Annotated in this window: 6 protein-coding genes; 4 read left to right on the forward strand and 2 right to left on the reverse strand. The window is 49.8% G+C overall.

Features of this window, described 5'->3' with window-relative positions:
• Nucleotides 1–505: 505 nt before the first annotated feature.
• On the reverse strand, nt 506–1873 hold the full coding sequence (locus tag QUA16_RS33365; protein ID WP_333108738.1) for a proton extrusion protein PcxA: 1368 nt from the start codon (nt 1871–1873) through the stop codon (nt 506–508).
• Between the two features lie 52 nt (nt 1874–1925).
• Here QUA16_RS33365 and QUA16_RS33370 point away from each other — a divergent pair, with 52 nt between their 5' ends.
• From QUA16_RS33370 to QUA16_RS33385, 4 genes are all read left to right on the forward strand, one after another.
• The gene (locus tag QUA16_RS33370; protein ID WP_333108739.1) at nt 1926–4136 is read left to right on the forward strand and encodes a recombinase family protein; all 2211 of its coding nucleotides are present in this window, start codon (nt 1926–1928) and stop codon (nt 4134–4136) included.
• Between the two features lie 415 nt (nt 4137–4551).
• Nucleotides 4552–5088: an IS607 family transposase gene (locus QUA16_RS33375; RefSeq protein ID WP_333108741.1), complete on the forward strand. Its 537-nt coding sequence runs from the start codon at nt 4552–4554 to the stop codon at nt 5086–5088.
• A complete protein-coding gene (locus tag QUA16_RS33380; protein ID WP_333108743.1) occupies nt 5039–6301 on the forward strand; it encodes a transposase in 1263 nt (420 codons plus the stop codon). The genes QUA16_RS33375 and QUA16_RS33380 overlap by 50 nt, the downstream gene beginning before the upstream one ends.
• Before the next feature lie 13 nt (nt 6302–6314).
• Nucleotides 6315–9596: an Ig-like domain-containing protein gene (locus QUA16_RS33385; RefSeq protein ID WP_333108744.1), complete on the forward strand. Its 3282-nt coding sequence runs from the start codon at nt 6315–6317 to the stop codon at nt 9594–9596.
• Here the strand turns inward: QUA16_RS33385 and QUA16_RS33390 are convergent.
• On the reverse strand, nt 9589–9808 hold a 220-nt coding region (locus QUA16_RS33390), incomplete at its 5' end, for a hypothetical protein (RefSeq protein ID WP_333108745.1). The genes QUA16_RS33385 and QUA16_RS33390 overlap by 8 nt on opposite strands.

The following is a 9808-nucleotide window of genomic DNA, read 5'->3' on the forward strand; positions in this document are numbered from 1 at the left end:
CCGTCCAAAAAGGACGGGCGGGACGCCCATCCCACAATAACAATTAAAATTGTAAGTTATTTAATTCGCGATCCTAAATTTTACGCTTCCTGAGCCGAGCCATTAGGACAGTCAAGTTTGATAAAATTATTGTGTGGTGCGCGCAAAAACCCGCCCAAAAATAAAATTTAGAGGCCCAACAGCTTAAGTAGATCAACTTAATTCAACCACTCCTGACGCAAAAAATAAATAGTTTTATGCGCTATGGGTAAGCCACTCTCTGTGCAGTGGAGATCCTACTGAGGACGTTCTTAATCGCTGAAACCATTGCCATTATTACATCTTTTTTTCTTCTTCCGTTACATCCGCTACAGAATCCGTTGCCGAACTTCCTGACATCCGTTACATCAGTTACATCCGCTACAGAATCCGTTGCCGAACTTCCTGACATCCGTTACATCAGTTACATCCGTTACATCCGCTACATCCGCTACATAATCCGTTGCCGAACTTCCTTCGCCTCTGATTACTCGTTCATATTCTTGTACGTAGCAACAGCCGAAGGCGAACTCCGGTTTAAATAACGGAATATCCAATACTTAAATACCGTATCCAAGATAACTGGAAACGTTGCAATGAACAAAAATATGAACTGCCTATTTTCTGGCAGTCCCAAATGCCTCGATAAACCTTCGAGAATTACTTCCCAACCATGAGGCGAGTGGAATCCGACAAACACATCTGTAAACAAAATAATTACGAAAGCTTTCGCACTGTCGCTGAGGCCGTAAATCACATCGTCCATGAAAGACTTTAAAATCTCAATCTCTTTCTTGTTAGTGACGATAATCCCGGCAAAGGCTATGCAGGAAATCAAATCGGCAAAAATATTTTTAATGGCTCCACCACTTTCACCGCGGTATTCCTCCGCTATTTCAACTGCTTTCTCGGCAATCTTCTTTTCCGTTTCCTCTAAAGAAAGCGACGGAGCAATGCCTATTAACCTTTCAAATTTGAGGTGTTGCTCAAATCTCTCCAGTTCTTGGAATGCTTCTTCTTCCAGGTTAACATTTAGGAAAACTGGAGCATTTTCTTTGCCTCTAAAGTGGTCAACTACCGGCCCGACTAAAAAGTTTTTTGAAATTTGATTCGTCAACAGCGGAACTAAAATCAAAAGCAAAATAAATCTCAGAGAGATAATTGTTTTTACTTTGGAATTGCGGAAATTCTTAACTACTTCTTTTTCTGCTTCCGGGTCTAAATCTTTAGTAATTCGATTCAAAGTTCCCAAAAGCGATCGCGGTAATAAATTCACTTCTTCATAGTTAGTGTCAACCTCACCATCGTGAATTTGAACAGAATTAGCTGAACCTTTATTTTTTGGGTCAGGTGGAGAGCTGCTATTTGTAGATTTTGCCTGCAGATTTACTGAACTGACAACCGGCACAATTGCCGTCGATCTACTATTATTAATATACTTGTCGATGACTCCATCAATAAACTCTAGCTTCTCAAATATAAGGGAGGCTCTATCTTTATTGTTGAGATGTAATCCGTGCTGGTGATGATCCGCGCTGTTTCCCGTTTTCGGTTTGGCCCCCACTCGCTCCGGCAGTTCCAAAAAAGAACGGCTAGCATTAAACTCAACCATTCGGGTTTGGATGACCTTGAGGTATTTTTGCAGCTCGGATTTAAAGTAAGACAGGGTGCTTTGTCCGTAATCTCCCGACGCTCGCTCAGAGATTCCTTGACCGCCAAAATGCTCGTCTTCGATCGCCTTAATTGCTAAGGCTGCATCGTAGGCCTGTTCTAGGGCCCTCTCAGGCGTTTCTCTATACCATTGGTTAGCCCTGTAGAGATATTTTACAATCCTGTGCCACGGAGAAGTATTCATAGCTAAAGCTGGTTAGTTGGCTGTAGACATTAGTGATTAAAGTATTCACAGTATGGTAACAAATTTACCTAAATTGGGAACCGAGGTCTCGGATTCAATTTGGATTGTCGGATCTGCCCGCAGCGGTAAAACCACTCGTTTAGTCGAGCAGTTCTGCATTTGGAGCAAAACGGTCAAGCCTTTGCCCACAACAGTTTCAGGGCGATCGAGTTCCGGGCGGCGGCGGGCTGGACAAACTGCCCCAGCAATTTTAGTCTTAGCAGCTAACGGAGACAACCGGCTAGAATTGGCCGATCGCATCGCCGTCGCTACCGAAGGAAAATATACCTTTCACTCCACAACACCCTTCGGTTTTTTTGAGCAGGAGGTATTGCTATTTTGGCCGCTGCTAGTTCAGTCGCTGGATTTGAGGGCTCAATTTCCCCTGCGGCTGCAACCTGAAACAGAACTGGAACTTGCCGCGAGACTCTGGCGTCGCGAACTAGACGAAGGCATTTTGCAACAAACAGGGGTAAGCCCAAACCGAATGGTGCGTCGAACACTTGACTTATTACAACTTGCTGCTGTCAGCGGTACGCCCAGAGAAGAGATTCCCAGCATTCTAGAACAGGGATTTGCTGGTGACGGGGGCTCGAACAACCTGTGGACTAGCATGGGAGAGTTGCTCGAAAGGTGGCGGGAATGGTGCTTGACGCGGGGGTTCCTGACTTACGGGATTGTTTGCGAACTCTACTGGCGCTATTTGTTGCCGGATGCCACCTACCAGCAGCAGTTGGCCTCTAGATACCAAGCTGCGATCGCAGACGATGTTGACGATTATCCCGCGATAAGTCGCCATTTGTTCGATCGAATGCTCGACTTTGGTGCAGCGGGGGCTTTCTCCTACAATCCAGAGGGAGGAGTGCGTTTGGGCTTGGGGGCTGACACGGAATACCTAGCCAGACTCGAAAGCCGCTGTCAAACTGTGGAAAATTTGGACGCAAAAGCCGGTTTAGCCCCAGAGATTGGAGATTTAGCGGTAAGTTTAGCAGTTAATACTGAGGGTTTTTATCCTTTAGGCTTGAGTTTGCCCGGTAAAGTTCGATCGCTCCAAACCACTTCCCGCGCTCAACTGCTGCGAGAAACCGCCGAAATCATCGTGGATGCGGTGAAGTCACAAGCCGTGGAACCCCAGGAAATCGCCGTAATTGCCCCTGGGATGGATGCGATCGCCCGTTACAGTTTAACGGAAATTCTGGCGCGATCTAATATCGCGGCCGTATCTCTCAACGATCAGCGGCCGCTCTCGACTACCCCAGAGATTCGAGCTTTACTCACTTTGTTAGCCTTAGTTTATCCGGGACTCGGCCGTTTAGTCGATCGAGACGGCGCAGCAGAAATGCTGGTAGTGTTGGGCAGCCAGAAACACAGTTCATTGGAAACAGAAGATTCCAACTCGACGTTCAATCTAAAATCTCAAATTCACAATCAAAAATCGATCGACCAAGTGAGAGCAGGTTTAATCGCCGATCACTGTTTTTGCCCAGATATCGATCGACCTCAATTGCTGCCCATTACAGCTTTTCCCCGGTGGGACAGAGTGGGACACCGAGCAGCCCGGGCCTACGAGCAGATTGTGGAGTGGATCGAACAACAGCGATCGCAACAGCAGGAGCGGCTGTTGCCGAGTCCAATTGCCCTACTCGATCGAGCAATCCAGAAATTTCTCATGAACGACAGATACCTGCCCTACGATCGGCTAGCAGCCCTGCGCGAGTTAATGGAAACCGCCACCCACTACTGGGAAATCAACGGGCGAATGCAGCGCGTAGAACCCACAAACGGTGGCGACTCAGAAACGATCGCCCGGTTCATTCAGTTGTTGCGCCAAGGAACCGTCACCGCCAACCCCTTTCCAGTGCGTCCCGAAGGCCCAGCAGCCAGAGCCGTCACCCTCGCCAACATCTTCCAGTACCGCAGCAGCCGCCGCGCCCACAAATGGCACTTTTGGCTGGATGCCGGCTCGCCCCTGTGGCTGAGTGGTGGTGCGGCGACATTGTTTGGTGCTCCCTTATTTTTGCGATCGCAACTGGGGCGTCCCTGGGAAACCGAAGAAGAAACGGCGGCTGACCAACAGCGACTGCGGCGAATTCTGCTAGATTTGTTAAGTCGCTGTGCCCTGCTTTACCTTTGCCACAGCGAACTATCCGTCAGTGGACAAGAACAAACCGGGCCGCTTCTGCCCCTAATTAACAGCTCTGTTTCTTGTCAGCAGTCAGCATAAGGCATTCGCTTCTGCAGGCACGAGGCACATCTGTTTTCAGCATTGAACATTCGGAAAGAAAAAATTATGACGGCGAAGATTTTTATTTTTTCGGATTCTGGATAAATACACCGGGCTGACTCCAATCCCGACTTCTAGGTTCTATCGAAATGGCGCGATATTAAAGTATACCCAAGATAGGCAGCAAAACGTGCAATCATTAATATTTTGAACTCAAAAGATGCCCGGCTTAAAAAATATCTATAGCCGTTGCATTTTGGATTTAGTATGTTAGAAATGATGGGGTTATTAATCAATTTTAAGCCAGATTTGTGGCAACAAACTGCCGTCGCAAAGTAAACGATTTCTTGGGAATTCTTGGTAAATCCTTGTAAAAGCTTATATTATGTATTGAGAACAAAAATACCACCTAGCGATGACCAGATATGTCACACCGCCAGAAGCTTGCAAAATCCTGCAAGTCTCAGAAAAAACCCTTAGAGACTGGGAACTTGCCGACAAAATATCAACAATCAGAACTCCCTCCAACCAGCGACGCTACGACATCGACAGCGTTCTCGGAACCGGACACGACCGAATTACAGCCATCTACGCCAGAGTCAGCAGCTACAAACAACGAGAACACCTTGACAGACAAGTTAGCTACCTCCAAAGTCTCTACCCGCAAGCTAAAGTCTTCAAAGACATCGGAGGCGGACTCAACTTCAAAAGAAAAGCCCTGCTTGCCCTTCTGGGACAAGTCATGTCAGGAGATATCTCAACAGTTGTGGTGGGACACCAAGACAGACTGTGCCGGTTTGGCGGCGATCTCATCAAATGGATCTGCGAGCAAAACAATTGCCAACTCATGGTTCTGGGCAGAAACGAGCTGTCTCCAGAACGAGAAATGGTTGAAGATATCCTTGCCATCATCCACGTCTTTAGTTGCCGACTCTACGGCTTGCGAAAATAAAAATCTGCTATCAAAGAAGATTCGAGTTTACCCGGAAACCAAGCTAGCAGCCAAATGGAGGACTTGGATTGCAGCAAGTAGATGGTGTTACAACCAAGCAATTGCTATCCTTAAAGACGAAAGAATTGGCAAGTATGACTTAAGAAAGAAAATAATGGATTCGGCTCCCAACTGGGTTTCCGAGCAACCTTACAATCCGCGACAAATGGCAGTGTTTCAAGCTTTTGAAGCGCATAAGGCAGCTAAAAAGACAAAAGGGACGGCAAAATTCAGAAGCCGTTTTGATACATCTGGGACTATCCGGTTTCAAACATCTAATTGGAAATTGGGGACTTTTTATCCAACTTCTACTAAAGGGCTAACCTTTAAAGCCTCGGAACCTATCATCGAGGTAATGCAACACGAACCAACACTCAGCTTGATTAACAGGCAATGGTTTATCTGCTATGCAATTGATGTACCAAAAATCAAGCCGATTGATAGCGATTTGGTTATAGCCTTAGATCCGGGCGTTAGAACTTTCCTTACTGGTTTTGACGGCAGTGGCTTTGTCGAAATAGGAAAAAACGATATCGGTCGCATCTATCGGCTAGCAAGACATCTAGACAAATTGATGTCCCGCATAGGGCTAAGTAAAGGAAGGCAATTCAAGCGGCTGAGGTATGGCCTGCGAAAATCAGCAGCAAAAATTAGAATCAAAATCAAAAACTTAGTCAATGAATTGCATAAAAAAGCTGCAAAATATTTGACAGGCAAGTACAAGTTAATTTTCTTGCCAACCTTTGAGACACAACAAATGGTCAAGAAAGGTAAGCGCTCTTTAGCAACTAAAACAGCTAGGGCGATGGTCACTTTAAGTCATTATCGTTTTAAACAAATGTTGAAGCATCAAGCCACTAAACATGGTGGTGTTGTAGTAGACGTGACAGAAGAGTACAGCTCAAAAACCTGTTCAAAGTGTGGACACATTCATACTAAATTAGGCGGGTCTAAAGTCTTTAAATGTCCAGAGTGCGGACACACTCTGGACAGAGACAAAAACGGTGCTTTCAATATTTTGTTGAAAGCTTTGAGAGATACCTCCTTGATGGGAGAGCTTGCTGCTTTCTCTATCTTGCCATACACGGTTATTCCAGGCGAGCGTCCGGGATTTACCGGGTTAAATGTATCTGATACTAATCAGTTCTTAAAGTTAATCGGGATCGTCGTTTAAAGGAGCCAAAATAATGCCAAGTGCAGTGCCAGTAGTAGTTATACCAACACCAACACCAGAACCAACACCAGAACCAACGCCAACACCAACACCAACACCACCTCCGACGCCGACACCACCTCCGACGCCAACACCACCTCCAACACCAACTCCCTCCGGTGACGACACATTTGGCGGCATAGACGACACAGTGGGCGGAGGCCAAGGTACGTCGCCCGCAGTCATCGGCGGCGTAGTCCGTGGCACAGAAACCAACGATTCCTTAGTTGGCAGTCCCGGGCCCGACGTGATTTCCGGGCTGCAAGGCAACGACACCTTGCAAGGAGCCGAGGGCGACGATTTAGTATTCGGGGGCGATGATGACGACGTGCTGTTCGGCGCACCAGGCAACGACGTTATCGACGGCGGTTTAGGACTCGATACCCTGTACGGAGGCAAAGGCAACGACTGCCTCGACGGGGCAAATAACCCTGACTTGCTGTATGGCAATGACGCCAACGACACGGTAATCGGAGGCGAAGGCAGAGACACGGCTTACGGCGGCAAAGGCAGCGACAGCTTGCGTGGGGGTGCTGGCGACGATAGCTTTTTGGGCGATCGAGGCGACGACATCCTGTGGGGCGACCAAGGCAACGACTCGCTCTTCGGTGGCGACGGCGAAGACTTGCTATTTGGCAACGAAGGAGGCGACTGGCTATACGGAAACGCCGGCGGGGATACATTTTTTTCCGGCGACGGCGATGACATAGTATTCGGCGGCGACGGTGATGACATCGTGGACGGCGGTGCTGGCAACGACGTTCTTTGGGGCGAAGCAGGCAAAGACATAATCGCAGGAGGCGAAGGCAGAGATGTCTTCGTTATCGGTGGCTTCAGTTCCCCCAGCGGCAGCAGCGACGGCACTAACCCGGCATTTCTCACCACAGGCGGCCCCGATATCGCCGATGCCGACATTTTCACAGACTTTCGCCAAGGCGAAGATTTAATCGGGTTAACCGGCGACCTCAAGTTTGAAGATTTGGTAATCTTCCAAAGCACTGAGACGAAAGCCGGCAGTACGATTATTCGCAACGGCGTCAGCGGCGACTTTTTAGCAGTATTGCCCGGAGTAGACAGCAGAACCCTAGGGCGAAGCTCATTTGTAATTGCCCCCACAGTTCCCGGCAGCGCAACTCCGCTTCCCCTACCGACGCCGACAGGAAGTCCGACACCGACAGGAAGTCCGACACCGACAGGAAGTCCGACACCGACAGGAAGTCCGACACCGACAGGAAGTCCGACACCGACAGGAAGTCCGACACCGCCCACACCGACAGAGCCACTGCCGACGTTCCCGACGCCGACAACAGGAAGTCCGACGCCGACAGGAAGTCCGACGCCGACAGGAAGTCCGCCGCCGACGTTCCCGACGCCCATCTTTAACCAACCTCCAAGAGCAGTTAACGATAACTTCACCACGGTTGCGGGTCAACCACTCAGTTTCAACGTTCTGTTGAACGACACTGACCAGGAACAAAGCGCTCTGACTGTCACGACTTTTGCTCCAGCAAGCAAAGGGAGCCTGGTGCCCGTGGGCGGCGGCGTATTCAAATACACCCCGAATCCCGGCTTTTCGGGTACTGACAGCTTCAGCTACTCGATCTCAGACGGCAGCGGCGGCACAAGTAAGGCGGTAGTAACCATCAACGTCAGTAGCCCGCCGCAGCTAATAATTAACGACGGTGTGGTGGTTGCCAAAAGTAATCCTATCCAGACAATCACTGCCGCCGATTTGTTAGTCACAGATCCCGACAACAGCCCCTTGGAAATCGTTTACACGATTACTAAAGCCCCCGATGCTACCAGAGGTTTTGTCCAAAGGGGTAGCACCTTTCTCAACGTCGGCGGCAAATTCACGCAAGACGATATCAACAACAACATCGTCAAATACAACTTGCTGGCAGCAGGTGGCAGCGACACTTTCACGTTTACAGCCTCCGACGGATCTGCAACTATCGGGCCGGCATCCTTCAGCATCACTGTGGTAGATAATATTGTCGATCGCAGCGCACTCCCCGCCAGCAGCTTTACAGGCAGCAACCTCAGCGACTTCATCCTCGGCGGGGCCGGCGACGATACCCTCTCTGGGGGCGACGGCAGCGACCTGATCGATGGTAATGGCGGCAACGACATCGTATTCGGTGAAGCAGGCAACGACTCGGTGGTGGGTGCGATCGGCAACGACACCGTTGACGGCGGACTGGGCAACGACACCGTTGACGGCCAAGACGGCATAGACTCGCTGATCGGCGGACTGGGCAACGACCTGATGTTCGGCGGCAATGACAATGACAACCTCTTGGGCGGTGACAACAACGACACCATTGACGGCGGAACAGGCAATGACTCGATGTTGGGAGAATCCGGCGAGGACTCGATACTTGGTGGCGCCGGGATTGACACCTTACTTGGTGGCATTGGCGACGACTCCCTCGACGGCGGTGCAGGCGACGACATCCTCGACGGTGGACTGGGCAGAAACTTGCTCGACGGCGGTATCAATAACGATTCCATCTTGGGCGGCGACAACGATGACACGATGTTGGGTGGAGGAGGCAACGACACGGGACTCGGAGGTTTGGGCAATGACTACGTGTTGGGCGAGGCCGGCAGCGACTCCCTCGACGGCCAAGCGGGCGATGACACTCTCGACGGCGGTGTCGGCAGCGACTGTCTCAGCGGCGCTTTCGGCAATGACTTGGTATTGGGCGGCGATGACAACGACTCGCTTTCCGGCGGTGCGGGCAATGACATTTTGGGTGGCGGTGTCGGTTCTGACTTGCTCACGGGCGATGCTGGCAATGATTTCTTCTACTACGAAACTCCCAGCGAAGGCGTGGACGTGATTGCTGACTTTAACGCTAACGGCAGCGAGACCGACAGATTTTTGTTCAGGTCGTCAAATTTTGCAGGTTTAACCAACTCAGGAACTACTCTCGATTTCACCAGTTTTATCGTCAGGAATATCGGGTCTAGCGGCGACGACATCAGCAAGCAATCAGTCATTTTGTTTGAATCTAAATTTGATAACGCTCAAGCAGTAAATGCAGTGTTGAAAAATCAAAAGGGTTCGAGCAAAACAGGAGCTTTCTTCGTGTACCTGAACAATACTTTTAACAAGTACGTTCTCGGCTTCGACCCGAATGTGGCAGATGACAGTCTCCCAGCTTTCGATTTGGGAGTGTTGAATTCTATTCCTACAGTGCCGGGAGCCCTGAGCACCGTCATTACTGCATCTGACTTTAAGTTTATTTAGTAGTTAGTTTTTGAGTAGCGTCGCAAGGAGTCGGAACAATGCCAAGTGCAGTACCAGTAGCTTTTACCCCACCGTCGCCGTCCCCGGCACCGTCGCCGTCCCCGGCACCGTCGCCGATGACGGGGACTTCGACAACGATGACGGGGACTTCGACAACGATGACGGGGACTTCGACAACGATGACGGGGACTTCGACAACGATGACGGGGACT

Origin of the sequence: Microcoleus sp. S13_C3, from assembly GCF_036700905.1 — a bacterium.
Lineage (GTDB): Bacteria > Cyanobacteriota > Cyanobacteriia > Cyanobacteriales > Microcoleaceae > Microcoleus.